Annotated in this window: 33 protein-coding genes; 1 reads left to right on the top strand and 32 read right to left on the bottom strand. The window is 37.9% G+C overall.

Going from position 1 to position 23,893, the window contains the following annotated elements:
- Positions 1 to 262: 262 nt before the first annotated feature.
- From CDZ88_RS03865 to deoC, 27 genes are all read right to left on the bottom strand, one after another.
- Positions 263 to 421 (bottom strand): hypothetical protein, encoded by a 159-nt coding sequence (locus tag CDZ88_RS03865; RefSeq protein ID WP_157796465.1) that lies wholly within the window; start codon positions 419 to 421, stop codon positions 263 to 265.
- A gap of 627 nt (positions 422 to 1,048) precedes the next feature.
- A complete protein-coding gene (locus CDZ88_RS03860; RefSeq protein WP_100372286.1) occupies positions 1,049 to 1,261 on the bottom strand; it encodes a hypothetical protein in 213 nt (70 codons plus the stop codon).
- A gap of 457 nt (positions 1,262 to 1,718) precedes the next feature.
- A complete protein-coding gene (locus CDZ88_RS03850) occupies positions 1,719 to 1,976 on the bottom strand; it encodes a DUF4190 domain-containing protein (RefSeq protein WP_157796464.1) in 258 nt (85 codons plus the stop codon).
- Positions 1,977 to 2,170: 194 nt separating this feature from the next.
- The gene (locus CDZ88_RS03845; RefSeq protein WP_100372283.1) at positions 2,171 to 2,692 is read right to left on the bottom strand and encodes a hypothetical protein; all 522 of its coding nucleotides are present in this window, start codon (positions 2,690 to 2,692) and stop codon (positions 2,171 to 2,173) included.
- A gap of 46 nt (positions 2,693 to 2,738) precedes the next feature.
- On the bottom strand, positions 2,739 to 3,149 hold the full coding sequence (locus tag CDZ88_RS03840; RefSeq protein WP_100372282.1) for a hypothetical protein: 411 nt from the start codon (positions 3,147 to 3,149) through the stop codon (positions 2,739 to 2,741).
- 112 nt (positions 3,150 to 3,261) lie between these two features.
- Complete coding sequence (locus CDZ88_RS03835) at positions 3,262 to 3,474, bottom strand: hypothetical protein (RefSeq protein WP_100372281.1); 213 nt, start codon at positions 3,472 to 3,474, stop codon at positions 3,262 to 3,264.
- Positions 3,475 to 3,516: 42 nt separating this feature from the next.
- A complete protein-coding gene (locus tag CDZ88_RS03830; protein WP_100372280.1) occupies positions 3,517 to 3,918 on the bottom strand; it encodes a hypothetical protein in 402 nt (133 codons plus the stop codon).
- Between the two features lie 159 nt (positions 3,919 to 4,077).
- The gene (locus CDZ88_RS03825) at positions 4,078 to 4,815 is read right to left on the bottom strand and encodes a hypothetical protein (RefSeq protein WP_100372279.1); all 738 of its coding nucleotides are present in this window, start codon (positions 4,813 to 4,815) and stop codon (positions 4,078 to 4,080) included.
- 12 nt (positions 4,816 to 4,827) lie between these two features.
- Positions 4,828 to 4,989 carry a hypothetical protein gene (locus tag CDZ88_RS17315; protein WP_157796463.1) on the bottom strand — a complete coding sequence of 54 codons (162 nt, stop codon included), beginning with the start codon at positions 4,987 to 4,989 and terminating at the stop codon, positions 4,828 to 4,830.
- A 15-nt stretch (positions 4,990 to 5,004) separates the two neighbouring features.
- Positions 5,005 to 5,298 carry a TIGR04104 family putative zinc finger protein gene (locus tag CDZ88_RS03820; protein ID WP_100372278.1) on the bottom strand — a complete coding sequence of 98 codons (294 nt, stop codon included), beginning with the start codon at positions 5,296 to 5,298 and terminating at the stop codon, positions 5,005 to 5,007.
- Between the two features lie 14 nt (positions 5,299 to 5,312).
- Positions 5,313 to 5,474 (bottom strand): hypothetical protein, encoded by a 162-nt coding sequence (locus CDZ88_RS17310; protein WP_157796462.1) that lies wholly within the window; start codon positions 5,472 to 5,474, stop codon positions 5,313 to 5,315.
- Between the two features lie 402 nt (positions 5,475 to 5,876).
- Entirely contained in the window at positions 5,877 to 6,971 is a 1,095-nt protein-coding gene (locus CDZ88_RS03815; RefSeq protein ID WP_100372277.1) for an SDR family oxidoreductase, read from the bottom strand.
- Between the two features lie 102 nt (positions 6,972 to 7,073).
- Positions 7,074 to 7,457, bottom strand: a complete 384-nt coding sequence (locus CDZ88_RS03810) for a rhodanese-like domain-containing protein (RefSeq protein WP_100372276.1) — start codon at positions 7,455 to 7,457, stop codon at positions 7,074 to 7,076.
- Positions 7,458 to 7,482: 25 nt separating this feature from the next.
- Entirely contained in the window at positions 7,483 to 7,959 is a 477-nt protein-coding gene (locus CDZ88_RS03805) for a DsrE/DsrF/DrsH-like family protein (protein WP_100372275.1), read from the bottom strand.
- A gap of 89 nt (positions 7,960 to 8,048) precedes the next feature.
- Complete coding sequence (locus CDZ88_RS03800) at positions 8,049 to 8,594, bottom strand: carbonic anhydrase (protein ID WP_100372274.1); 546 nt, start codon at positions 8,592 to 8,594, stop codon at positions 8,049 to 8,051.
- Between the two features lie 4 nt (positions 8,595 to 8,598).
- The gene (locus CDZ88_RS03795; RefSeq protein ID WP_100372273.1) at positions 8,599 to 10,263 is read right to left on the bottom strand and encodes a SulP family inorganic anion transporter; all 1,665 of its coding nucleotides are present in this window, start codon (positions 10,261 to 10,263) and stop codon (positions 8,599 to 8,601) included.
- Positions 10,264 to 10,348: 85 nt separating this feature from the next.
- Positions 10,349 to 10,576 (bottom strand): sulfurtransferase TusA family protein, encoded by a 228-nt coding sequence (locus CDZ88_RS03790; RefSeq protein ID WP_100372272.1) that lies wholly within the window; start codon positions 10,574 to 10,576, stop codon positions 10,349 to 10,351.
- 57 nt (positions 10,577 to 10,633) lie between these two features.
- Positions 10,634 to 11,764, bottom strand: coding sequence for an MBL fold metallo-hydrolase (locus CDZ88_RS03785; protein WP_100372271.1), 1,131 nt, complete (start codon positions 11,762 to 11,764; stop codon positions 10,634 to 10,636).
- 65 nt (positions 11,765 to 11,829) lie between these two features.
- Positions 11,830 to 12,396 (bottom strand): sulfurtransferase TusA family protein, encoded by a 567-nt coding sequence (locus CDZ88_RS03780; protein ID WP_100372270.1) that lies wholly within the window; start codon positions 12,394 to 12,396, stop codon positions 11,830 to 11,832.
- Between the two features lie 116 nt (positions 12,397 to 12,512).
- Positions 12,513 to 12,773 carry a metal-sensitive transcriptional regulator gene (locus CDZ88_RS03775; RefSeq protein WP_100372269.1) on the bottom strand — a complete coding sequence of 87 codons (261 nt, stop codon included), beginning with the start codon at positions 12,771 to 12,773 and terminating at the stop codon, positions 12,513 to 12,515.
- A gap of 292 nt (positions 12,774 to 13,065) precedes the next feature.
- Positions 13,066 to 13,770, bottom strand: coding sequence for an MgtC/SapB family protein (locus tag CDZ88_RS03770; RefSeq protein WP_100372268.1), 705 nt, complete (start codon positions 13,768 to 13,770; stop codon positions 13,066 to 13,068).
- 338 nt (positions 13,771 to 14,108) lie between these two features.
- A complete protein-coding gene (locus tag CDZ88_RS03765; RefSeq protein ID WP_100372267.1) occupies positions 14,109 to 15,524 on the bottom strand; it encodes an MBL fold metallo-hydrolase in 1,416 nt (471 codons plus the stop codon).
- 105 nt (positions 15,525 to 15,629) lie between these two features.
- Positions 15,630 to 15,890, bottom strand: a complete 261-nt coding sequence (locus CDZ88_RS03760; RefSeq protein ID WP_100372266.1) for a metal-sensitive transcriptional regulator — start codon at positions 15,888 to 15,890, stop codon at positions 15,630 to 15,632.
- Positions 15,891 to 15,991: 101 nt separating this feature from the next.
- The gene (locus CDZ88_RS03755) at positions 15,992 to 16,510 is read right to left on the bottom strand and encodes a peroxiredoxin family protein (protein ID WP_100372265.1); all 519 of its coding nucleotides are present in this window, start codon (positions 16,508 to 16,510) and stop codon (positions 15,992 to 15,994) included.
- Position 16,511: 1 nt separating this feature from the next.
- The gene (locus CDZ88_RS03750) at positions 16,512 to 17,189 is read right to left on the bottom strand and encodes a hypothetical protein (protein WP_100372264.1); all 678 of its coding nucleotides are present in this window, start codon (positions 17,187 to 17,189) and stop codon (positions 16,512 to 16,514) included.
- Between the two features lie 150 nt (positions 17,190 to 17,339).
- A complete protein-coding gene (locus CDZ88_RS03745; RefSeq protein WP_100372263.1) occupies positions 17,340 to 18,077 on the bottom strand; it encodes a tryptophan-rich sensory protein in 738 nt (245 codons plus the stop codon).
- A 177-nt stretch (positions 18,078 to 18,254) separates the two neighbouring features.
- Positions 18,255 to 18,929, bottom strand: a complete 675-nt coding sequence (deoC, locus tag CDZ88_RS03740; RefSeq protein WP_100372262.1) for a deoxyribose-phosphate aldolase — start codon at positions 18,927 to 18,929, stop codon at positions 18,255 to 18,257.
- Positions 18,930 to 19,251: 322 nt separating this feature from the next.
- On the opposite strand from deoC, the gene guaC reads away from it, so the two are divergent.
- Positions 19,252 to 20,235, top strand: coding sequence for a GMP reductase (gene guaC, locus CDZ88_RS03735; protein ID WP_100372261.1), 984 nt, complete (start codon positions 19,252 to 19,254; stop codon positions 20,233 to 20,235).
- A gap of 449 nt (positions 20,236 to 20,684) precedes the next feature.
- On the opposite strand, the gene CDZ88_RS03730 is transcribed toward guaC, so the two are convergent.
- The 5 genes from CDZ88_RS03730 to CDZ88_RS03715 form a co-directional block, all read right to left on the bottom strand.
- Positions 20,685 to 21,026, bottom strand: a complete 342-nt coding sequence (locus CDZ88_RS03730; RefSeq protein WP_100372260.1) for a hypothetical protein — start codon at positions 21,024 to 21,026, stop codon at positions 20,685 to 20,687.
- Positions 21,027 to 21,056: 30 nt separating this feature from the next.
- Positions 21,057 to 21,632: a GNAT family N-acetyltransferase gene (locus tag CDZ88_RS03725; RefSeq protein WP_100372259.1), complete on the bottom strand. Its 576-nt coding sequence runs from the start codon at positions 21,630 to 21,632 to the stop codon at positions 21,057 to 21,059.
- Between the two features lie 124 nt (positions 21,633 to 21,756).
- Positions 21,757 to 21,915, bottom strand: a complete 159-nt coding sequence (locus tag CDZ88_RS17570) for a hypothetical protein (protein ID WP_198507813.1) — start codon at positions 21,913 to 21,915, stop codon at positions 21,757 to 21,759.
- Positions 21,916 to 22,047: 132 nt separating this feature from the next.
- Positions 22,048 to 23,193, bottom strand: coding sequence for a PstS family phosphate ABC transporter substrate-binding protein (locus CDZ88_RS03720; protein ID WP_100372258.1), 1,146 nt, complete (start codon positions 23,191 to 23,193; stop codon positions 22,048 to 22,050).
- A gap of 339 nt (positions 23,194 to 23,532) precedes the next feature.
- Positions 23,533 to 23,799, bottom strand: a complete 267-nt coding sequence (locus CDZ88_RS03715; RefSeq protein ID WP_100372257.1) for a hypothetical protein — start codon at positions 23,797 to 23,799, stop codon at positions 23,533 to 23,535.
- Positions 23,800 to 23,893: the final 94 nt, after the last annotated feature.

Genomic DNA, 23,893 nt, shown 5'->3' with positions numbered 1-23,893 from the left:
GAAATTATAAAATAGCGGCATTGTTGCACAAAATTTAGTTTACTATGTAATACAAGAGTTACTGTTAGCCTACAATCATTAGGAGTACAGTGGTAAGCAACCTGTCATTCTTTGGTACATTTTTTGTCATTTTGTGGTACATACTTTGGCAGAAACAGAATCTTAAATTTATGGGAATAATTAACTCTACCATCAATTGAAAAAAGAACTTCGAATAAGAAAAACATAGGGAGATTTTAGTCTTCCTATGTTTTCATTCATATTATTTATCTGTTTGTTTTTTCTTTTTTTTCAAATACTCCATACGTATTTTTTCAAGTTGCTGCTTTTTATCAAATTTGGCAGACTTCTGTTTTTCATGAAACTTTGTCACAGCGACCTGACCTTTGGCATCTAATTGATATTTTCCCACTTTGTTCACCTACTTTTCTCATCTTTAAAAAGAATCTATTCAACAAATATAATATACCTTATTTTACTGAAGTAAACCTAATTACTTTATTAGTGTACTGCTAACTTTGCATATATCAGTAAAAACAATAATAATTTAGTAAAATAATTCATCGCCAAGCCACAAAAGTCTCCATCAAAAAATATATACTAGCAGAACCAGAAACTAATAAAATGCATTTATCTACTACAGGTATTAGTAAGATGGATACAACTACGATGGCAACACGTATATACAGATGAAGCTCATTTACAATACCGTAGTCTTCCTTACTGACATTTAATTTTTTCTTTAAGAAATATTCCCCCCCGAATATAAAGGTGAAAAGAGCAATTGTAATTGCAAAGATAATAAATCCCCCCTTACATAGAACATTTCAAACTATAAAAAATTTCCAAAAATAAAATCTAATATCATATTTCTCCTTGACCATATTTACCAATTATCGCCATGAGAGTCTTTATTAAAGTAACCAGCTCCGTAGAATAAGAAGTGCGCTGACCTTGTTACATCAACGCACCCGTTCGTTTAACTATTTTTTAAGCGTCAGCCCTGTTCTACTAAAGCTTTACTTTAAGTGTATTAATTCACAACACTTCAATTGTTTAAGCTCTCTTTTCTGCTTTTAATAATTTTATAAATTTGATATAAACTTCCAATACCAATCATAATTCCTAATGTTAGATACAGAGTTGCTCTATCCAGTTCACTTGCTCCTATAATTGTTGATACGATAACACCTATAGTAAATAAAAGAATAATTGTATGAAAACCAATTTCAAATTTCTTATTTCTCTTTGAACTACTCATTATATCACCTCCAAAATATTCTTTTCCCAATAAGCACCTTTACTTGAAAAAGCACAAGCTACTTATTGAAATTACTTCTTCTTTCTAAATTTGAAAATAAAAATTGTTAAATAGAAAACAACTAACATTAAAACAAAGGTCACTGAAAAAACAAATTTATAATCTAATTCTTGATTTAACAACATATCATTTAATACAACAAAAATTGCGTAAGCAAGAAAAACAGTAAAGAAAGAATTGCGATATGCTATTAACTTTATGTTACTTGATTGGTTGCTAATGGTTTGCAATATATCTCACCCTCCATAAGTATTTCTTCTTCAACTCTTAGCACTCCGTTACTTGAATAACCGTTATTTTAATTTTAACATTTATTCCCTTTTCGGTTGTACAAAAAGAAAATATGCGTCCTTACTTTATTGCAGAAACACACCCATTATTTCAATAAAAATTAATTTTATATCATAAACACAACAGGTAAAAGAGTCCCAACTACACAAAACGAAATACCAATGGTCGCCAGAGTCTTTCCCTTTTGATTAGCGAATTCTATTTCTCGCAATCCTAAAAATCCAAGTACAATTCCGATAACTCCTGTTATAAAGCCAAATGCCATTATAAGTGATATAAAAATGGAAAGTACACCCAATACCAAAGCTAAAACTGATTTACTGTTGACCTTAGTATTTTCTTTCACGTTGTTTTTTTCTGTCAATTCTATTACTTCCCTTCTCTATTTTTTACACTATGCCTCGTTAGTGTTAGTTCAATAACAGAAACATCTCTTAATCTTTTATCACAAGAACCTGCTCCGTTAGCGCAAGAAGCAACATGATCTGCCATTTTTACCGCACTAGCTTTTTCATTAAAGCCTCCGTTACTTTAAGTACAGCCCTTCACAAACTTTATTTATATTGGTTCGTCGATTTCAAATTTAATTCTATGTAGCTTTTCGTTTAGTATCCAGAATTCTAAAGTTGCATTAAGTTCTTTATCGGGGTATCCGATTATACGAAATGATTGTTCTTCTCTTTTGTAATAGTCATCACCATATGCACGAACAATATCCTCATAGTCACTATCCAAACTTATTTCCTTTGTAGTCGAAACTTCATTACCCAATATGACAATCCTATACAGTAGCTCATCTATTACAGATATACTATCAGTATCATTAACAATAAACGTGCCTTCATTTGTTTCATCTTCAAGCAGAAGCAAGTTGCTATCAATTTCTGATATGGTTAATCTTTCAGTCAACTTAAGATTATAAAGGCTTTCTTTTGATAAATCATAATGAGCCGCTTTTTCATAACTTTTCTTCTCTAATTGTTGCTGAAAAATAATTGATGAAGGTATAAATAATAACAACCCAATAACTATCGCTAAAAAAATGATTATATTCCTATTACTACTAAACCAATTTATCACAACCACCCCTTCTGAATTATTAATGTTTATTGAAGTATTCTGCTCGTTAGTTTAATAAGTCTAAGGCAATACCTGAGAGCCTATCTCTTATTACTAACTGAACTTTTCTTGCTTTTTCATTTATGTTTTTTAATTCTTCTGTTTGTATTTCCCAAGATAATTTTGTTTCTTTTTCTAATTTTTTCACTTGTTCCTCAATCAACAGCGAATGCTTTTCATATATTTTAATAGCGACTTTTTCATCATTAAAATCCTCTGGTAATCTATAGTTTAATCCGTTGAACCATTCTTGAAATTTTTCTTTACCATATTTATTAAACCTGTTGTCTAAAATAATCATTATTTCTTCAACAAATTCCTTATAAAATCCCATTTCATACATCTTGTTTTGGATGTTATCCAAAGTAATATTTACTAATTTATTCCTATCCTTAAAACCAAATAGTTTTTTAACCACTGTTCTCCCCCCCTTAATAATCATTTTACTTCGACTATTCTGCCACGCTAGTTCAATAAGAAAAGAAAAACTCCCTGCTTACTAAAGGATCGCAAGCCATTACGTAAATAAGTTATTCCATATTACAATGAAAGGAAGTCATTCTTAGTCCAGTTTTTTCAATAACAGGGAGACCACCGATATCAAAACAACCATTAGCCGCTTCTGTTACTTCTAGATAACTAAAATATGATTGGGAAGCTATAATGATTGCCACCGCCATAAATGCAACCGTTCCTATCAATACTAATCCTTGTAATCGTGTCATCTTTTTTGTCCATTCCATATTTACATTCTCCTGTTTCTTACATATTATATAAAGCCAAACTCACAACCGCGTCTTAGTCGAATGACCAATTTGTTCAATATCATCCTCGTTCTCTACCCAATAATAATAAATCGTATCTGGTTCTCTCTCAAAAACTACTCCAATATAGTAAGGATTGAGATGCTTATATCCTTCTTCTCGATGCGGCACTGTCACAATGGTCCATTCCTCGCTTGGATGATGTTGCTCCAAATACGACTCCACTTTTTCAACTTTCTGATTAATTTTCGCATCAATGATATAAGGCCGTCCAAAGTAAACCATTGAATACACTATTAATGCACCTAATGCTAAGGACCAGCAAACCTTTCTCCACTTCTTACGCAAGAAAAAAGATGTAACTATGAGAAACATTATGACCGTACCGACCATCATTATTTCAATAATATCTGTGGGATGCATGACTGCTCCTCCCCAGGAAGGTTATTCTACTGATATTCTCAATCATTTTTTTAAAGAGATCCGGTGTCAGTCACTCTATCCATTAAAACTTTAGCGCACCGGGGACAGGCACCAAATAACTATACTGGTGATCATCTTTCTAGAAGCTGCCGGTTCTACTTAAACAGCAGTTCTTAAGTTCAATTTTCTTCTCATACCGTTTCTTATCAAGGACACACTTACCCAAACTAACCATACTAAAAATAACAGCCCAACCGCCTCAGTCACGTCATGCATCACTTGCTGCCCTCTCATAAGATAGAACCAGGACATGCTATAACCGATTATATTTAATGCACCGACAACATAGCTGAACAAAACAAACCGTCTCGACATACCTAGATGAGTCAACCCTTTAGCATGAAGAATTAACCAAACTGCTAACAAGAAGTTTGATAGGATATATAGACTTGTAGAAAACCCGCCTTCTAACATTGTCCATTCCATAATCATGGTCGCAGACTGTTGACGAGACTCATCTGTAGTCGCTGAATATGTATTAATTGCGTACTCTACGGCTGTAGCTTGGAGCATAAAAGAAATCGAATAAATAACAAATCCTAACACTCCGCATATCATTGCAACCAAGTTTTGAAGAGCATCCTGTTTATCGACTTTTTTTATAAAAGCATACAAGCCAATAGGTATCATGATGCTTAACAGAAATAGTAATGCCTTACTACCATGATCCATTCCTAGATACCCCGGAAATTGACTCCAATATTCAATCGCGATCACTGAAGGCTGCTCACCTTCGTTCAATTCCAGAGGGTTTTGTATACTAAATATAATATTTATAACCATCCACATAACAATAAAAAAAACATGAAACAACCCAAACCAACCAACAAGCTTCACGTATTACGCCTCCTACGACACTCTACTAAACTTTTTAATTACTTTTACAGCAGACAACACGATGGCTACGACAACGAATAGTGCAAGGAGCAACGAAACATTGCCAACTCCAATTCCAGTAAAAGCCGCTGCCGCTAACATGGTAAGAATAAGTGCAAAAACAATCCAAAGCATAATAGTCCCTCCCCTTTAAAACAACGGCTCTTCCACTTCTTTAAATTGATATAAGAATGGGCCAATTAGAATAATAAATATAATAATGCCAAAACCAACAAGTACATTTAACATAAAGGACTGACTAAGAAGTAGTAGGACATTGTACAAGATGACGAATAGGACAGCAATCCGACTGCCTCGAATACGACTCTTAGTAGATAAATAGTTTAATTTCTTGCACGTAGGACATTGTTTTCGGAAAAACATAAACAAAAGCTTTCTGTATGTGAATGGATCGTTGCATGAAACGCACCGCGGTAGGCTCACATTACATCCCTCCCTTAATACTTACTATCGTCGTGATCACTATCATCATTTATATTTTTTCTTTTCAACTGTTTCAAGATTTCTTCATTCAATTCATTCGCACGGCTTAGCTTGCGTTCAATCGCAAACAACGTGCTCATTAATAATGCAAAGGCAATCCATTCTAAAATACCCATATGATCCTCCAAGTTTATGTATCTATAAAAGAATAGTAAAAAAGATGACAAATATTTGCCATCTTAAGATTAACATAATTTTCAATTCGAACCAATATGCAGTAAGCTCGCATCAACAACGTTTAATTAGGGTCGCCATAAGAAAATGCCGTTAGTTAATTAGCATTTTCTATGGGGCAACCTCTACAGTAAGATGTTTCATCGCTCTACTAAGTCCTTAAACGTACCATCGTATCACCGAAAAACCACATCTAATGCTTCCTTATCTATTTCTTTCTCAAATTGCTCTTCCATGTTTTGTTCTTGTTGATTATTTTTTTCTTTGCTCATTCGTATTACCCGCTCATTTTTTATATTTTATTATATCAAAACTCAAAGGTAGATGCTGGTTTCTGTTGAACGCTAAATCTTTATATACTTCTCCTTCACCTTGCAATGATCTTTATAATACCTAACCATCGTTCCTGCTGTTTCTTCAAACCGGGGACAAGTAATGCCCGATCCTTTTAAGTCAGTTAATGTATTGCTGCAGTCATAACGGGACATGCATGTGAAGTAGTCGAGAGCCTCGCGTTCGACGCCAACCCATCTCTGCATCCATTTCGGCGTTAGCAAGAATTTTGACAGAGACAGTGGTACACTTCCAATGGGTTTTCGTCCGATCATCTCTTGGTGTAACACTTCATACACCTGTTTCATTGAGTATGGATTCGGGTCGGTAATATGATATGTCTTCCCTTCAGCCTTTGTCGCATGTGCTAAGTAACTCGTTGCTTGGATGACATAGTCAATCGGGACAAAGTTGCCATCTGCTCCACCTGACCCGATATAAGGGAGAGCACCGATTTTTCCGAGCCTGTTGAATAAATTTAATACAAAGTACGGGCCATCGAACTTCGTCGTCTCCCCTGTTTTGGAATGCCCACGAACAACGCCTGGACGAATGATCGTCGTCGGCAGCGTCTGCTTATCGTTCTCTACTATGACTTCTGCTTGATATTTTGTTTCTTCGTAGTGGTTCTTAAAAGTTTGACCGCATGCGAGTTCAGTTTCTAAAATGACGCCTTCTCTACTGCCAGACACATAAGCCGTACTAAAGTAAATATAGCGTTGAAGCTTCAGGCACTCTTTTAGCCAATCTCCTACATGTCTCGTCCCTACAACATTCACCTGATAGGCGATTTTTTTGGGAACGGCTAAATCGTAGATCGCCGCTAGATGGAAATAGTAATCGATCTCACCTTTCAATCGGTTAGCTATTTCAGGATCTATCCCTAAGTCACTTTTCGTAATATCTCCTAATACTAATTCGAGATCAATTTTGCGCTTTCCTACTTTATTCCTTAGCTGAGACAACTTCTCTTCTGCTTTTTCTATTTCCTTTGGAAGCACTAAAAAATAAAGCTTTTTGATATCATCTCTTGATGTAATTAGCTCTTCGGCAATGGCTGAAGCGATAAATCCCGGGAAGCCGGTAAACATGTACGTATGATTCATCCTACATCCCCCTTAACATTCAATACCTCTATATACATTCAAGAAAAAACCCCTAATTACCTTTATAACTATGGTAATTAGGGGTTCTTCATGCTTATTCGATTATTGTTGAACCGGGCCTTCCCAAGCAAGAATGCCACCTTCGACATTCGTTACCTTAGCGTACCCTTGGTCTGCAAGGAAGGTAGCTGCTTGCATGCTGCGGTTTCCACTGCGACAGAAGACCACAATTTCGCGGTCTTTCGGAAGGACTGAGTAGTTTTCGGCGAAGTTGGATAAAGGCATATTCTCCATGCCTTTTACGTGACCTGCTTCATACTCATTCACTTCACGAACATCGACATAAATGGCTTCTGAATCAGTTTCCATCTGTTTTTCTAGCTCTGTTGTTGTGATTTCTTTCACGTCATTCGATGATTGTTGAAACAAAGAAAACACTCCTATTCCGATAATAATAGCCAATACGGTGACTGAGAAATACTTCATATAGCCTCACCCTTTTAAAAAGCTCTTAGATAAATAAGTTTACATTACCATCTTCAGCTTCTGCAAGGTATGTTGCTACCCCAGCATATTCAATCCCGTCGATTAGCTCTTCTTTATGAATACCCATTACGTCCATAGACATTGTGCAGGCAACCATTTTAATATCTAGTTCTTGAGCCATTTCAATTAATTCTTTTAGAGAAACGACGTTATGCTTTTTCATCATACGCTTCATTAATGACGCACCCATTCCACCGTAGTTCATTCTGGATAATCCTAATTTTTCAGGACCACGTGGCATCATTTTCGCGAACATTTTTTCAACGAAGTTCTTCTCTACTTTTACATATTGCTCTTTACGTAACACATTTAAACCCCAGAAAGTGAAAAACATTGTCACAGGTTTCCCCATTGCTGCTGCTCCAGTTCCAATAATAAAACTTGCTAATGCTTTATCTAAGTCACCATCAAAGACGATCATCGTTGCTTTTTTCTGTTCCATTTTAAATCTCCTCCTAGTATATACTTATGTGGGTATTTCTTATACTCTCTATAATATACCCCGTTAGGTATATTGTCAACTAAATTTTTTTATCGTAACCATTCAAACTTTCCGTCCTCTACATGAAAGAGCGCTCCTACTACCGGCACATCGTTTCCATACTTACGATAAATCGGGTGTGCCTTCAAACGATCCATCTGAGTGAGCACATTTTGCTTCGTTCCCGCTTCACATAAACCTTCACAGTCGGCCCCTTTAATCGCTTGATGAATCGAAGTAAGCCACGTTTTTAACTCTGCTTCTTCATTGTTATCAGCAGCTGCTTTTACTCCGCCACAGTTTGTATGGCCAATAATAAGAACATCTTTCACACGTAAATGTTTAAGGGCATAATACAAGCTCGCTGAAAAACTTTCATCTGATTCATTGACTTGATTGGCAATATTTCGGTGGATAAATAACTTTCCGAGCGGCATATTCGTAATGACAGAAGGGCTGACCCGCGAGTCACTACATGCTAAGACGAACATCTCTGGTTCTTGACCTGCCTGAAGCTTCTCAAAGAAATGAGGGTCTTTCTCCCTCATCTCTTGCAAGAACGATTCATTTTGCTTTTCTAAACGATGCTTTTCCATCTGATCACTCCTCGATATGCCTTAACACATGTTCTAAATCTTGAAATTCAATAAAACCTTTAAATGTTTTGTACCAACCTGCTTTTTTCAAAATGTCACGAACAGGTCCCTTCACATCACATAGATAAATGGTCTTATTCATTTCTCGGTACGTGCTTAACAATTCTTCAAAATGATCAACAGCAACAGCGTCCATATCATTCACTCCAGAAAAATCAAGAATGACGGTCTCGATATCGTCTGACTTTAGAAACGCTTGTTGGATGCGTTGTTCTACTTTAGCGATGTTAGCAAAATACAACGGGGAATCGATACGTAAGATCGACACATCCTTCATCGTTTTCGCTTCATTAAAGCGCCCGGTATTGCGATAGGCATCTAATTTACCTACATAGCCCAGTTCAGCAATATGAGGATTCGCACTACGCCATAAAAAGACGATTAATGAAAAGACAACACCAATTAAGATCCCCTTTTCAATCCCTAACGTTAACGTAGCAACGAATGTAATTAAAAGGGTGAAGCCATCAATTCGTTTAACTTTAAAGAGATGCTTTGCTTCTTTTACATCAATCAAGCCATAAACAGCCACCATAATAATCGATGCTAAAACGGCATTTGGCATGTAATAAAACCAAGACGTGAAGAAAAGGAGCGTTAAAACAATAAGAATCGACGTAATAATTGCAGCAAGGCCTGTTCTAGCACCCGCCCCGTAATTGACCGCGGACCTAGAAAATCCACCCGTTACAGGATAACCTGAAAACGTAGAGGCAGATACATTCGCCAACCCTAAGCCGACTAATTCGCGATTAGCATCGACTTTGTACTTCTCTTTTGTCGCAATAACTTTTGCCATCGCAAAGCTTTCTACAAACGCGATAATCGCAATCGTGATTGCAATTGGCATAAGTGCTCCCACGGCTTCCATGCTCCATGCAGGTAGAGATAAGCTCGGAAGCCCATCTGGCACTTCACCAATGATGCTTACCCCTTTTTCTTGTAAATCAAAGAAGTATACAAGTGCTGTACTGTAAACGACTACAACTAATGGGGCTGGAATTTTTGGTGCGTATTTTTTTAATAATACTAAGATCGCGATACTTGTGATCCCGATTAAGAAAGCATATAAATTAATTGATGTTAGCTGTCTTGTGGCTTCTAAAATAAGTTCAAATACATTTTCTGACGATGGGAGTGGAATCCCGAGTAAATGTTTTAATTGACTAAACCCAATCACAATCGCGGCAGCGGAAGTGAATCCACTGATTACGGCATGTGAGATAAAGTCTGTAATAAAGCCTAAACGTAATAAACCAAGACTCAACTGAATAAGCCCAACCAAGAGAGCCAGCAATAAGACGAGCGAAATATATTCTGACGATCCTGGTTCAGCAAGGCCTTGAACACCTGTTAATACAAGTAACGACACCATCGCCACTGGACCTACTGCTAGTTGCCTTGAAGATCCAAAAAGCGCATAAATGATTAATGGGATCGTCGAAGCATATAAACCGATGACTGGCGGCAACCCCGCAAGCATCGCATAGGCCATACCTTGTGGGATAAGCATAATCGCGACAATTAAACCCGCAGATAAATCACCACGTAAATCATGTTTTTGATACGTTAACATCCATTCAAGACCAGGGAACAATTTTCGAAGCATCTGAAAAAGACCCTCCTTTCTTATCACAAAACAAGCGAGCAGGCCTAACCATTACAAGGCTAGACCTACCACACTAGACGATTTATTATGCTTTTTTGATCCAGAATTTAAACACATTTCCGTCTTGTTCTTGGTGCATTAACTCATGACCTGATGTTTTCGCCCAAGCAGCCATATCTGCTTGTGCACCTTTATCTGTTGCATGGATCTCAAGTACTTGACCTGACTCAAGAGTATCCATTTCCTTTTTTGTTTTGATGATTGGCATTGGACAAGCTAAACCTTCTGCATTTAATACCTTGTTACTATTCATTAAAAATCATCTCCTAATATGAATTATTTGTCATTTTGTTTGAAATCATGCAAATTTTTACGATACTGCACAACGGTTTGGACCAATTTCCATTTCCGTTTCTTCTTCTGTGTTCGGTGTTAAAATTCCCATGTTTGTCTTACGAATCTCTTGATAGGCATTTGGTTGAGGTGGTAAGTTCTCAGAGACCACACGACGGAACTCATCTTCATCTTCAATTAGTAAACCATGATTCTCTTTGTATAAATCGCCTAATCGTGCAAATACACGACCTTGATCATCTAGCTCAATTAATTTAGCAAAGTGAGCTGGTAGTACAAGTAGATCTTGGTTCAATTTCTTGTAGCGTACATATAACGATTCACGTAGATCACTAACCCAATCTTCTGCTTTACCAGCAAGGTCTGGTCGACCGATTGAATCAAGGAATAAAATGTCGCCTGTAAACAAGTAGGTGTCATTGACAACATAAGACGTGCTGCCAATCGTATGACCAGGTGAATACACCGCTTTTACGCGAACGTTCGCCCCACCAAATGTCACTTCCATACCGTCTTCAATTGGCTCATATTTAAACGTGACCTCATCAGCATCCTTAGGTGGCAAGTAGTACGTTCCACCTGTCGATTGTGCTAAACGGCGTCCACCTGAAATATGATCTGCATGCAAGTGAGTATCAAACATGTGTAACACTTTAATACCTAGTTTCTCGGCAAAAGCAGCGTATTGATCCACAAGACGTAGTGGGTCAATCATCGCACCCTCATCACCTGAAACAATCATATATGACAAGCAGCCTTTACCTAAGCGGACGAATTGATACACAGAACCGCCGCCATCAAGGTCGCCTACTTTAATCGGTTCTAAGTGCTCGCTCCAAGCCTTCATGCCGCCTTCTAGGTAATGAATGTCACGACCAGTTGCTTCAGCTAATTGCTCAGCTACAAAGATCGATGACCCTTCTTTCGCACAAACAACTAGAACTTCTTTATCCGTCGGAATTTGGTCAAGAATCTCATCTACGCCTTCAATAAGATCGAAGTAAGGAGTATTTAACGATTCGATTCCGTCTCCTTCTATTTTCCAATCAGCATACGCATCATTGTTACGAACATCTAGAATAAACAACTCTTCCTTATTAATAACCGTTCTTGCTAATTCTCCTGCTTTCATCGCTTTCACTGACATACATACACCCCCGAGATTTTTTGTTTGAAGATTTTAGCTATTTGCTAACTGCTAATCGCTAACCACTACTTACTTTCTGTCTTTCCACTCCAGCTTGTCATGCCTGGTTTTGTATTGTGTACTTGATTGAATCCATTGTCTTGTAATACTTTTGCTGCGAAGGCACTTCGTGAACCTGTGCGACAGATGACATAGACTTGATGAGCTGGATCTAACTCATTTAAACGACCTTCCAATTCACCTAGTGGAATTGAAACAGCTGTTGGTACGTGAGAAAACGCATATTCTGCCGGCTCACGAACGTCAAGAATGGTTGTATTGCTTTCTCCGACTTTCGCTTCTAACTCTTCATTAGAGATGACGTGCGGGAAATCTACTTCTTCCTTCTCTTCACTCTCACTTGCTTTACGAATGTAGTGAATCAGTGTGTCCCCTTCTTCGATCGTTCCTAAATAATGATGACCTGTTGATTTGGCCCAAGCTTTTAAATCCGCTAATGAACCTTTATCTGTTGCTTGGATCTCTAATACTTGACCTGCTTCAATACTGTCTATTGTTTTCTTTGTTTTCACGATTGGCATCGGACATGCTAATCCTTTTGCGTCTAATACATGATCAACTTTAATTGACATTTAAATGCCCTCCTTTTCAAATACCCTTACCCGTATATCTATATTATACACGTTATCTTTCGCGCGTCAACCTTAAATTACTTATACCCGTTTAGGTATTATTTAAATCAAAAAAATTATCTTGTTTTAACAAGTAACTGAATAGCTTCGTCTACGACCGCGTCCGCACGCTCACCTTTTTCTATCTCTTCTAACATACAATGTTGCATGTTTTTAGCGATGATATAAGCCATTGCACGGTCTGATGCTGACTTGACCGCCGACATTTGCCCAATCACCGTCTTGCAATCTTGTTCTTCTTCCATCATACGAAGAACACCACGTACTTGACCTTCAATTCGTTTCAAGCGATTTTTCATGTCTTGAGTATATTCCATCAAACGACACTCCCTTCACTTCTCTTTCACGTCATTGATTCAAATTATAAAGGAACTGAATCAATAATTTTAAGGCAACCGCCGTTTCACAACGTTTGTTATACCCTGGTACCTATATTAGCACAGACGGTAAGCATACGCAAGGGGGTATATAAATAAAAAAAGACAGGGACAAAAGTAGTTTAACTTATGGAACTCCAACACTATGGTTGCGGCTTATGTAAACCGCTCCTGAATTAGCGCTTCATTTCCATCCTGAGTTAAACACTTTAGTTATGTCCCAGTCTTTTCATTACGTGATGTTTTCCACCTCTACTTGTAACACATCTTTCGAAGCCTTTAACGCATAAAAAACATCTGTTGTGTACATCTTCTTACTTGTTACGATAATACACGTCAGCAAAATATCTTCTGCTTCTTCTTTTACTTTCACACGGCGAATTCCCATTCCTTTACTCTTTACTTCTTTCAAGAAGTTCGTAAGATTGGTCTCTTTTTTAATGAAAACCTTTGCTCGAATTTCAATATCCGCTAACTTCTTGGGTCCAATCCATTCGACGAGATCAGGAATAATGCGAACACCTAAAATCATAAAGAAGACACCAAGAAAAGCTTCCATATAAAAGCCAACCCCAATTGTAATCCCAATTCCTGCTGAAGCGAGAACGAGAGAAGCTGTTGTTAAGCCAGAGATCGCATCATTATTTCGACGTAAAATCACACCAGCTCCTAAAAATCCGATCCCACTAATCACATAGGATGGAATACGACCTGGGTCCATCGGGCGTGAATAGGCTTCAGAGAATAAGAAGGCTGACTCATATGAGACAATCGTCAATAAACAAGCCGTCACCGCAACAATTAAACACGTTTTTAATCCGAGGGGTTTCCCTTTTAATTCTCGTTCTAAGCCAATAATCAACCCGGCCAAAGCTGCAAAAGAAAGTTTTAATAATGCCGTATTATGTACAAATGAAGAAAAAAACCAGTCACCCATTCGCCACACTCCTTTCCACTAAAAATTTAAATAATAGTACTATTATACATGACTCGTCAACCTCACTAGGTCTTGCTTACACCTTCTTTAAAAGGGAGAAGAGGTGGGGACAGAAATGATTTAACCAATGAGAATCCGACAAAAAGTAGAGGAATAAGCCGCTCCTAAAATATACTTCGCTTTTCGCGGGAAGCTGGTGAGCCTCCTCGTGCTTCGCACTGTGGGGTCTCACCGTTGCTTTTCATCCCGCAGTCTACGTATATTTCATCCGCTAAATTCGGGCACTGTTCGGGTTCTCAGTTAAAATTTCTTAATGTCCCAACCTCTTTAATACGAAACTATGACAGATCTTTCGTGACAGGAAGATCACTTGTAACCCATGCAGAAAATCCACCTTTTACGTTCACAACTTGTTTAAATCCATGCTTTAACAGGATGCTGACGGCAATCGCTGATCGTACACCTGAACCACATAATACGTAAAGAGTCTCATCCTTTGGTATGCGGTCAAGGTGATCCTCTAACGTGCCGAGGAACACATGGGTTGCATCCGGGTAATGCCCATCGATCCATTCACTTTCATTTCGAACATCAAGTAAGATTCCTTTGTTCGCTTCCACTTGTTGATACGCCTCTTCTACATCTACCTGTTTGTACATAGGAAGATTGACGTCTTTCTCAAGTGTTGCCCCGTCAATAAACGCAACGGTTCGATCGAGTCCAATCGATTGCAATGCCAGTATGACTTCTTCTAGCTTTGATTCTTCGATCACACAGACGAGGTCTTTATCATAAGGCACGAGCCATCCCGCCCAATTTGTAAATGATTTTTCGATTGAAATATTTATTGCACCGACGATATGACCGTATGCAAACAAAGGGGACTTCCTCGTGTCAATCACAAACAAATCATTATCGATCCTATCCTCCATTTCTTTCACTGATTGTAATCTACGTGGCTTCGTCTCTCGTTTTTGTGCAGTGCCCTCTTTGTTAATCTTTTTCATCATCCCAAAATACGTCGGAGGTTCTGGCTGACTTTGAAGTAGCTCCTCGGTAAAGGCTTTTTCATCCGTTAGTTGAAACGCCCAGTTATGTTTCTTTTCATAGCCAATCGTTGTTACAGGAACCGCTCCAAGTGATTTCCCACACGCACTACCTGCCCCGTGCGCCGGCCATACTTGAATGTCATCAGATAGCTCCCTCATTGCTTGGATCGACTCAAACATTTGCTTAGCGCCTTTTTCAGCCGTTCCGACAGAGCCTGCTGACTTCTCTAGTAGATCAGGCCTTCCGACATCACCAACAAATAAGAAATCTCCTGTAAAAATACCCATCGGCTCATTAGCACCGCCACCTTTATCTGTTAACAAAAATGAGATGCTCTCAGGGGTATGACCAGGTGTGTGTAAAACATCAAATTGGACGCCACCGATTGAAAATTGATCCTCGTGTTTGACAAGTGTTGCACCGACATCATCAGCGAATGCATACTTCCAATCGTCGTCTCCTTCATCTGATAAATACAACCGAACACCATAGCGCTCAGCTAATTCCTTTGCACCTGATGCATAATCAGCATGGATATGCGTTTCTGTTGCAGCGGAAATTGTGAAGCCTTCTTTTTTTGCGACCTGAAAGTATGGAGTAAGGTTACGACCCGGGTCTACGACAATCGCTTCACCCGTTTTCTGACAGCCAATTAAGTATGACATATGCGCTAGTTTTTCATCAAAAAAAGATCGAAAGAACATAGAAGTATACCTCCTGCGGTTTGTCTCTACTTTTTATGTTCCCCGTCTGTAAAAAATTAATCCACAAAAAAAGAAGAATACCGATGTCAGTATCCTTCTCATGTACTATCGACTTTTTACTAGTAATTGAATCGCTTCTTCGACAATTTCATCGGCACTCTCGCCTTTTTCCACTTGTTCGAGAATACATTGTTGCATATTCTTAGCAATCACAAAAGCCATTGCTCGATCCATCGCTGATTTTGTCGCAGACATTTGCGTGATTACTGCTTTACAATCTTTTTCTTCTTCCATCAAACGAAGCACACCACGCACTTGCCCTTCAATACGTTTTAGACGATTTTTCATCTCTTGAGTATATTCCATAAATCTAAACTCCTCTCATCCGGTAGATTCGGGATCTTATTTACTCATATTTTAACTGATTCGAGAATGATTGTACATCTTCACCCTTTATCACATACCTCTTATAATTCTTCTAAAACTCGCAGCATCATTTCCTTGTTCATCGCACCAACTTGAACATGTTCTACTTCTCCTTGACGATTAATGAACACAGATGTCGGTAGTGGTTGAATGTTATAGAGCGAAGCTGCCTCACTTGTTGGATCAAGCAAGATTGGGAACGTTAACTCAAGCTCTTCTTGGAACGCCCTTACCGTATCAACAGATGTTTCAGACGCTGTAGCATTCACCGCTAGGATCATGACATCCTCTTCTTGATAAAACTCTTCCATATCTGGCATCTCTGCTCGACAAGGAGGACACCAAGTAGCCCAAAAGTTAACCATGACAGGCTGACCGATAAAATCAGATAGGGCGACATTCTCTCCTGATAAAGTTTCTAATGTGAAATCTGGTGCGAGATCTGTCGATGTCTGCTCCACTTCATTTTCCTCACGAGTAGATGATTGATTGGAGACTGATTCAATCACTCCCCAAATGACAAACCCAAAAACAATAAGTAAAACGAGTTTCGCACGCATGTTATTTCTCCCCCTTCGTTTTATCATATGATGAAATCGTGATTAAGCCTGCTAGAAATACCAAAATATAAAACCAGCTCGGCACCGAATAATCCAGCATCCTGATCGAGATGAAAAGAGCGAGCACACCGTTGATCAAGCCAAATAGAGCAAGCACTTGGCCTAATATTTTTTGAATCGCTATGTTCCGGTTTACCTGAAGATAAACCCAAACAAGAAGAAATGCATTAATCACCATTAATAGGACACTTGTACGAACGACTCCTGGGATCGTTGTAAACGGGAAGAGCGCATAATACATCGTCTCAACGATCAAATAACTGACTGTCACCTTGAGAAATAACGTCACTCTAAGATTAGCATTTGCTCTTGTCACCCACCATAAATAAATACTCATCACGAACCAGGCAAGCATCCATTCATTTGCCCCACTTGGCGTAGCTAATATCGCGATTGGATCCTTGATCGCCACTTGAAATTGAAGGATTAACTTTGAGAATTGAAACGTAAGAAAAAAGGCGAAAAAGGCATTCCAAAATGATTCTTTTTCATTTTTCTCTTCACCTAACGTCTCACTAAAGAATTGTTTCATCATAAAAACACTAATCACTACGATGATACCGAGCCATACCCATGAATGTTTAATAATCAATGGCCCTACTGTCCATACATCACTCATTAATTCCCCACCTTTATTATCCGATACTAAAAAATAGCTATAGGGGTATCATATCTAACTTGGCAACTATTGTAAAGATAAGGTACTCTGTTTCAGTCATATAAAAAAGCGTCAGGGTCCTGTATACTCCCTAACGCTCCAAATGAAGACTTATATCCTTACAACTCTTCTTCTCACAAATTGAATGACAATAAGAATAACTAATATCGCAACCATTGCCCAAGCCGTATACACGATGATCGGATATTCACTTCGTTCAACCGCAATGCCAATAAATGCCCATATAAACACAAGAGGATAGATGAGATCATGATTGTATCTCATAAACCAGACTCCTAATGCCGTAGCAACGACTAGTAGAATCGCTGTCCATACTTCTGGGGCAATTCCGAATGTGCTCACATCATTGACAGTTAAGACAATTCCTACATTGACAATCGTCGCAACCGATACCCAACCCAGATAGACAGAAAAGGGAACTCTAAAGAGCGAACGCCCAACGCTTTGATCGATTTTGATGTAAATGATGATTAAACTAATCAAGAGACCAAGCATCGCCACCATCGTTAAGTTGAATCGTTCATAGTGAAACAGCAACAGCCAAGCAATGTTTAAGGCAGAACTGATGACAAACCAATACCCGACTGATTCATATACTGGACTGTTTTTCGTTTTAGGTAAGAATTGCGCAATCACCCAAATAATTAACAAGACATAGATGAGTCCCCAAATTGAAAACACATAACCTGCTGGTGTGAAGAGTACATTTAAACGGTCTGATATTTCTCCTGCTGTCTGTCCATTAATCGGCAATGCATTTGATAAATAGTTCACCATCAATACGGCAATAAGTGCTAACGTATTGAACACAGCTAATCGTTTGTTCATATTTTTGCACTCCCCCTCATCTCGATCGAAAATAAGTCTTGTCATACTTATACCCGGGAGCTTGTTGGATTATGTTAAGAATTTCTTATCTTATAGGTAGATCATCCATCGATTTTTGTTTAACGCAAAAAAAGCAGACAATACGGACCAAAGGCCTGCTTGTCTGCTTTACAAATTTTAGTAGTCTGAATTAGACGTTTCACCGTTAACAATTGAAACCCCTGCACTTGCACCAATTCTTGTTGCTCCTGCTTTAACCATTGCATGTGCGCCTTCTAGGTCACGAACACCACCTGATGCTTTCACACCTAGTTCAGGTCCTACGACTTTACGCATTAACGCAATATCTTCTACCGTTGCTCCGCCTGTTGAGAAGCCAGTTGATGTCTTCACAAAGTCAGCACCAGCTTTGACAGAAAGTTCACATGCACGAATTTTCTCTTCATCTGTTAATAGACAAGATTCAATAATGACTTTCGTTAACGCACTCCCTTTAGCTGCTTCCACAACGGCACGAATGTCACGCTCAACTAGTTCATTGTCTTTGTCTTTCAATGCTGCGATGTTAATTACCATATCTACTTCTGTTGCACCATTTTCAATTGCATTCGTTGTTTCAAATGCTTTCACTTCTGGAGTGCTTGCTCCTAGAGGGAAACCGATGACTGTACAGACTTCAACGCCTTCAGCTTCTTTTAATTGTTCAGCTGCAAGCTTAACCCATGTTGGGTTTACACATACAGAGGCAAACTTGTACTCTTTCGCTTCTGCACAAAGAGTTAAAATTTGTTCTTTCGTTGTGTCCGGCTTTAATGCTGTGTGGTCGATTAAATTTGCTACTGATTGACTCATATCTACCAGCTCCTCATTTTTCATTTTCTGTAGTTGTACGTACCTCTATGATATCGTATCACATAATACCCGATTAGACGAGCTTATTTTCACCTAAAAGATGATTATGTATCCTATTGAAAGCCTTTCATTTTGATTCTCTTTCAACCGTCTTGACAAATACCCCTAAAAAACTTCCCTTCTTAGACTTATACATATCTTCTAATATTAGCATTTTGATACAAAAAAGCTTTGACATTCTCTTAAAAATAATGTAAATTACCAAATGTACGAACGATTTATTTTAACCGCTTTTTAATTATTCGTCTTTAGGGGTGTAGTCATGGAAAACGTATTTGATTATGAAGATATTCAATTGGTTCCTGCAAAATGTATCGTTAATAGCCGTTCTGAGTGTGACACAACGATCACATTAGGTAAACATACATTTAACATGCCAGTCGTTCCGGCAAACATGCAAACAATCATCGATGAAAAGATTGCGGTATTCTTAGCCGAACAAGGTTATTTCTATATCATGCATCGTTTTGAGCCTGAAACACGTCATGCTTTCATTCAAGATATGAAATCACGCGAATTAATCGCTTCGATTAGTGTGGGCGTTAAAGATGAGGAATATGAATTTATCGAGCTACTAGCTGCCGATCAACTCGTGCCAGACTATATCACGATCGACATCGCTCATGGCCATTCCAATGCGGTCATTAACATGATCCAACATATTAAAAAACTTTTACCTGAATGCTTTGTCATTGCCGGCAACGTCGGTACACCAGAGGCGGTCAGAGAATTAGAACACGCTGGTGCGGATGCGACGAAAGTTGGGATTGGTCCAGGGAAAGTATGCATTACAAAAATTAAAACAGGATTCGGTACAGGTGGTTGGCAGTTAGCTGCCCTACGTTGGTGTTCAAAAGCCGCAACAAAGCCTATCATCGCTGATGGTGGGATTCGTACGCACGGTGATATCGCGAAATCGGTTCGCTTCGGTGCTTCTATGGTCATGATCGGTTCCCTATTTGCTGGACATGAAGAATCTCCAGGAGAAACAATCGAAAAAGACGGTAAGTTGTACAAAGAGTACTTCGGTTCCGCTTCTGAATTCCAAAAAGGCGAAAAGAAAAACGTCGAGGGGAAGAAGATGATCGTTGAACATAAAGGTTCTTTAAAAGATACCTTAACGGAGATGGAACAAGATCTTCAATCTTCTATTTCTTATGCAGGTGGTAAAACACTAGATGCAATCCGCCACGTGGATTATGTCGTTGTAAAGAACTCGATCTTTAATGGAGATAAAACATATTAAAAAAATCGTAGGGAGATTTATCCTCCCTACGATTTTTTCATTTCTCCTCGTTGTTGCTTCCCCATGTGAATCCTGATTTGCCCATTTAGTAAAGTACACCGATAGAAGCTAGAACTGTTGCAAGTCCAATAAATAGTTCCATACGAACACTCCTTTTGCATACATTTTACCATATAAAACCATCTTACTCTCTAATGAATCCACAAAAAGAGGGCTGGACAGAAGTATTTTAAAACCAAGAGGTCCGAACGAGAATGAAGGGTGTATATATGAGTCGCTTCGGAAATACACTTCGCACCCGCGTGGGTCAACATATATTTCCGAAGCTAACGCCATTCATGTTCGACTAACGGGGTTACTTGTGAGGCACGAAGAATATGTTCTTCGTGACTTTAATTATCATATTTGTTTGTTGAACTAAACGCACCCGTTTGTTTAACAAGCGCTAGCTATTGTTTATTTGCATAGCCACTTGCCCTAGTTGAAGGTGAAAACTTCACCTTGTACTTTCCTCTTAGTTCCTTCTTTACTCTTTCTGTTAGTATAAACCCTTGTTCATTGTGTGCTTCTTCCATCTCAATACCATTAGGAATTAATTTATCTTTACCCCAATCAATCCATTTTCCATACTTATTCACCCACCTCATCAATTCGACTTTTAACTCATCTGAAATGGGGATGTCTTTTAATTCAAAGTTACAACTGCACTGATTACACCATATTGGGTCTGCTCCAATATCGCCCTCAACCTTTAATTCAAAGGTTTCTTTTTGCTCACAGAAACAATACACATAATCAACTCCTCACCTCTAAAATGGACGTTAGTAGAAAGGCGGCTGTCCTTTGATTTGGTTACTGTCATTAAGATATTTAATAAAATCTTCTCTATAAAATCCATGCAGCACACAAGGTTGTTTTTCCTTTTTTTCTAAAGCAGTGTGCTCTTCTGAAAAATACTTTTCAATATGTAATCTAATGAAAGGTAATTTTTCTTGTGCTTTCTGAGATCGGATATTTACCTTCCTTGCTCCCGCAAAAACATACTTTAAGTTAAGTTCTACAAATGCTATTTGTAAAATAGCAATTTTTGACGCTTGGTTATAGCCTTTGCCCCAATATTCATGACCCAACCATGAACCGATGTGACAAGATTGTTTTTTGTAGTCAATAAACATTAATGTTGTAATGCCGATAAGGTTGCTGTTTTCATCTAGAATTACACGAGACAACGTTTTACCATCATGTTCTTCTTGGATTATTCCTTTTACAAATTGTTTAGTATGTTCTAACGTACTATTTGAAAGTCCTAATGCATCTTTTATTTGAGGGGCAGACGATAATCTATAGATTTGTTCACAATAATCCAAATTATGATTAACTAATTGAACTTGCACCATATCCACCACCCCTCCCTACCACATGCTATGAAATAATCCTGCCCCGTTAGCAGAAGAAATGCCCTGACTTTTGTTAAATTAACGCACCCAATACTTGAATAACTATATTCAAACAGTGAGTATACTAATTCTTATTAGATATGTAGTCTTTTATTTCATTTACCTTTTTATCTATCTCATTTAACCTATTTTTTGTATAATTCATAAAATGAGCGACTCTTGATATTAAGTAAATGATAAGTAAAAAGAATACAAGGTTAATAAAAGCACCAACGATATCCATGTTCTTCTCCCCCCTCTTACATATGTATTTTACCTTTTATGACCACCAAATCGTTATTCTACTATCCTGTTAGTTCAAGAAGCGATTACCCTTTATTAAGCAATCGCTCCCTTAAGTTCAATAGTGTTGCCATTATTTCACAGGAACATATCCAGTACGTTCAACAAGTTCTTGACCTTGTTCAGATCGCATCCAGCTGATGAATGCCTCAGTATGCGGATTATCACTGCTGGCCGTTATTGCGTAAAATTGATCGACAAATGGATACGTTTCATTTTGAATATTTTCTTTGGTCGGTAAAATTCCTTCTACAGCAATATTTTTTATGTCTCCATTCTCTACCATAGTCTGTGAGAAATGTCTGAAGGAAAATCCAATTGCATTTTTACGATTCTGATAGTTCGTAGTTTCTCGAATAATACCACCCATTGCCGATACAATATCTTCTGAAGGTGGTTCCATTAACGGAACATCCCCCATCACATTAAGTATTGCAGACTGGCTTCCGCTTCCTTCAGGTCGTTGAAACGCACGAATTTGTTCATTCTTTCCCCCTACTTTACTCCAGTTAGTAATTTTTCCGGAATATATATTTTGAATCTGTTCTATCGTTAGTTCATCAACTAGATTGTTTGAATGTACAAAGAAAACAAAAGCCTCTCTTCCAATCGGTGTTAGATGTAATTCCACTCCTTGCTGTTCGGCTCTTCTCATTTGATTTTCCGAAGGATGTGCAATAAAGATAATATCAACTTCACCTTTCAATAAACGATCAAAAGCATTGCTTGTTTGATTAGAGACAACCTCACTATCCCCTAATGAATAATCCTTTTTCGGATAAACAGCTTGAGCAAAAGCAGAATAAAGCGGGTATAAAGCTGTTGCCCCGTCTAATAACGGTAAATTGTCTTGAATAGTAAAACTCGAAGGTTCATCTAATGATACTGCTTTCGTATCTTCCACAAACGGCCGATATTCCAATAAATTTACATCTTGTGTACTTACAACCTCAAGTGATTTCACATACGCTTGATACCCCTCATAGGCTACTACAGAAACTATGCTTAACGAAATAAAAACAATGGTACTAATCTTGGATAAACGACTTCTGAATTTACCATGTATCGCCACAATAATAAAAGTAATTAGACCAATTGTAATGATAGGGATAAAAACAGTATAAAACTCCGCATCTCTAGTAAATGATGCAATGATCGTTGCCACAAACCCTATGAAACTAAGTATGATCGTGATAAGTATTGAACCGAATATTCTCATTATTCCCCCCCCTTTAGGAAGACTCCAGATTTTTACTTTAAGACAAAAAAATAGCAAGTAGTTATTATTAAAATAGGAGTAACAAATGATAACTTATGTAGCGTTATTAATGTTGGAAACAATGAAGTATTTCACCATCCTACCTATAAGTTAAAAATCCTCAATATTTTATTTATCAACCAACTAAATTAGTGTTGAACTATTCTGCAACTTAGAAAAGAAAGCGAATGCTCTTAATCGATCAAACCTGCTCGTTCGTCAAACAGCGTTCCTACTGCTGTTGCAGAAACGCACCCGTTAGCTCAATAAGACCTGTTTCGTAACATACTATAAATTTTCTTAAATAACGAACAAAGCTAAAATAGCACAAATTCCAAATGAGCAGTAAAATGTCGTTTGGAATTTTCCAGACTTACTTTCCTGTCCTAAGAGTAGTTTACTTAACAGTGCTTTAATACATAATGCCCCAATTCCAATAAGAACAAAGGAAAGAAGTGATAATCCAATACTATTTACAGTAATGAAAGATAAAACAATGTAAATATATAATGCGAAAGCTATCCCTAATAAACCAAATAATAAATATCGAGAAAAGTAACTTTTCATTAAAATCCTCCTAACTATTACCAATATATTAGCACGTATTAGCCTTTTGGTGCTAAACTTCCACGTTAACGGAACAAAGCAAGCGATGCCTTGT

This window comes from Bacillus sp. FJAT-45037 (assembly GCF_002797325.1).
Classification (GTDB): domain Bacteria; phylum Bacillota; class Bacilli; order Bacillales; family Bacillaceae_D; genus Alkalihalophilus.
The sequence above is the reverse complement of the archived record's forward strand: the minus strand, read 5'-3'. Positions and strand labels throughout refer to the sequence as shown.

What these genes read in the sequence shown, in the direction of transcription:
- CDZ88_RS03830 (WP_100372280.1), bottom strand. Translation starts at nt 3,918, where the DNA reads ATGCATCCCACAGATATTATTGAAATAATGATGGTCGGTACGGTCATA.
- CDZ88_RS03755 (WP_100372265.1), bottom strand. Translation starts at nt 16,510, where the DNA reads ATGCGTGCGAAACTCGTTTTACTTATTGTTTTTGGGTTTGTCATTTGG.
- CDZ88_RS03805 (WP_100372275.1), bottom strand. Translation starts at nt 7,959, where the DNA reads ATGGAACAGAAAAAAGCAACGATGATCGTCTTTGATGGTGACTTAGAT.
- CDZ88_RS03860 (WP_100372286.1), bottom strand. Translation starts at nt 1,261, where the DNA reads ATGAGTAGTTCAAAGAGAAATAAGAAATTTGAAATTGGTTTTCATACA.
- CDZ88_RS03785 (WP_100372271.1), bottom strand. Translation starts at nt 11,764, where the DNA reads ATGTCAGTGAAAGCGATGAAAGCAGGAGAATTAGCAAGAACGGTTATT.
- CDZ88_RS03835 (WP_100372281.1), bottom strand. Translation starts at nt 3,474, where the DNA reads ATGGAATGGACAAAAAAGATGACACGATTACAAGGATTAGTATTGATA.
- CDZ88_RS03745 (WP_100372263.1), bottom strand. Translation starts at nt 18,077, where the DNA reads ATGAACAAACGATTAGCTGTGTTCAATACGTTAGCACTTATTGCCGTA.
- CDZ88_RS03795 (WP_100372273.1), bottom strand. Translation starts at nt 10,263, where the DNA reads ATGCTTCGAAAATTGTTCCCTGGTCTTGAATGGATGTTAACGTATCAA.
- CDZ88_RS03810 (WP_100372276.1), bottom strand. Translation starts at nt 7,457, where the DNA reads ATGAAGTATTTCTCAGTCACCGTATTGGCTATTATTATCGGAATAGGA.
- CDZ88_RS03715 (WP_100372257.1), bottom strand. Translation starts at nt 23,799, where the DNA reads ATGAAAAGTTACTTTTCTCGATATTTATTATTTGGTTTATTAGGGATA.
- CDZ88_RS03720 (WP_100372258.1), bottom strand. Translation starts at nt 23,193, where the DNA reads ATGAGAATATTCGGTTCAATACTTATCACGATCATACTTAGTTTCATA.
- CDZ88_RS03760 (WP_100372266.1), bottom strand. Translation starts at nt 15,890, where the DNA reads ATGGAATATACTCAAGAGATGAAAAATCGTCTAAAACGTATTGAAGGG.
- CDZ88_RS17310 (WP_157796462.1), bottom strand. Translation starts at nt 5,474, where the DNA reads ATGGGTATTTTAGAATGGATTGCCTTTGCATTATTAATGAGCACGTTG.
- CDZ88_RS17315 (WP_157796463.1), bottom strand. Translation starts at nt 4,989, where the DNA reads ATGCTTTGGATTGTTTTTGCACTTATTCTTACCATGTTAGCGGCAGCG.
- CDZ88_RS03815 (WP_100372277.1), bottom strand. Translation starts at nt 6,971, where the DNA reads ATGAATCATACGTACATGTTTACCGGCTTCCCGGGATTTATCGCTTCA.
- CDZ88_RS03770 (WP_100372268.1), bottom strand. Translation starts at nt 13,770, where the DNA reads ATGGGTGACTGGTTTTTTTCTTCATTTGTACATAATACGGCATTATTA.
- CDZ88_RS17570 (WP_198507813.1), bottom strand. Translation starts at nt 21,915, where the DNA reads ATGGATATCGTTGGTGCTTTTATTAACCTTGTATTCTTTTTACTTATC.
- CDZ88_RS03725 (WP_100372259.1), bottom strand. Translation starts at nt 21,632, where the DNA reads ATGGTGCAAGTTCAATTAGTTAATCATAATTTGGATTATTGTGAACAA.
- CDZ88_RS03790 (WP_100372272.1), bottom strand. Translation starts at nt 10,576, where the DNA reads ATGAATAGTAACAAGGTATTAAATGCAGAAGGTTTAGCTTGTCCAATG.
- CDZ88_RS03800 (WP_100372274.1), bottom strand. Translation starts at nt 8,594, where the DNA reads ATGGAAAAGCATCGTTTAGAAAAGCAAAATGAATCGTTCTTGCAAGAG.
- CDZ88_RS03750 (WP_100372264.1), bottom strand. Translation starts at nt 17,189, where the DNA reads ATGAGTGATGTATGGACAGTAGGGCCATTGATTATTAAACATTCATGG.
- CDZ88_RS03765 (WP_100372267.1), bottom strand. Translation starts at nt 15,524, where the DNA reads ATGTTCTTTCGATCTTTTTTTGATGAAAAACTAGCGCATATGTCATAC.
- CDZ88_RS03780 (WP_100372270.1), bottom strand. Translation starts at nt 12,396, where the DNA reads ATGTCAATTAAAGTTGATCATGTATTAGACGCAAAAGGATTAGCATGT.
- guaC (WP_100372261.1), top strand. Translation starts at nt 19,252, where the DNA reads ATGGAAAACGTATTTGATTATGAAGATATTCAATTGGTTCCTGCAAAA.
- deoC (WP_100372262.1), bottom strand. Translation starts at nt 18,929, where the DNA reads ATGAGTCAATCAGTAGCAAATTTAATCGACCACACAGCATTAAAGCCG.
- CDZ88_RS03775 (WP_100372269.1), bottom strand. Translation starts at nt 12,773, where the DNA reads ATGGAATATACTCAAGACATGAAAAATCGCTTGAAACGAATTGAAGGT.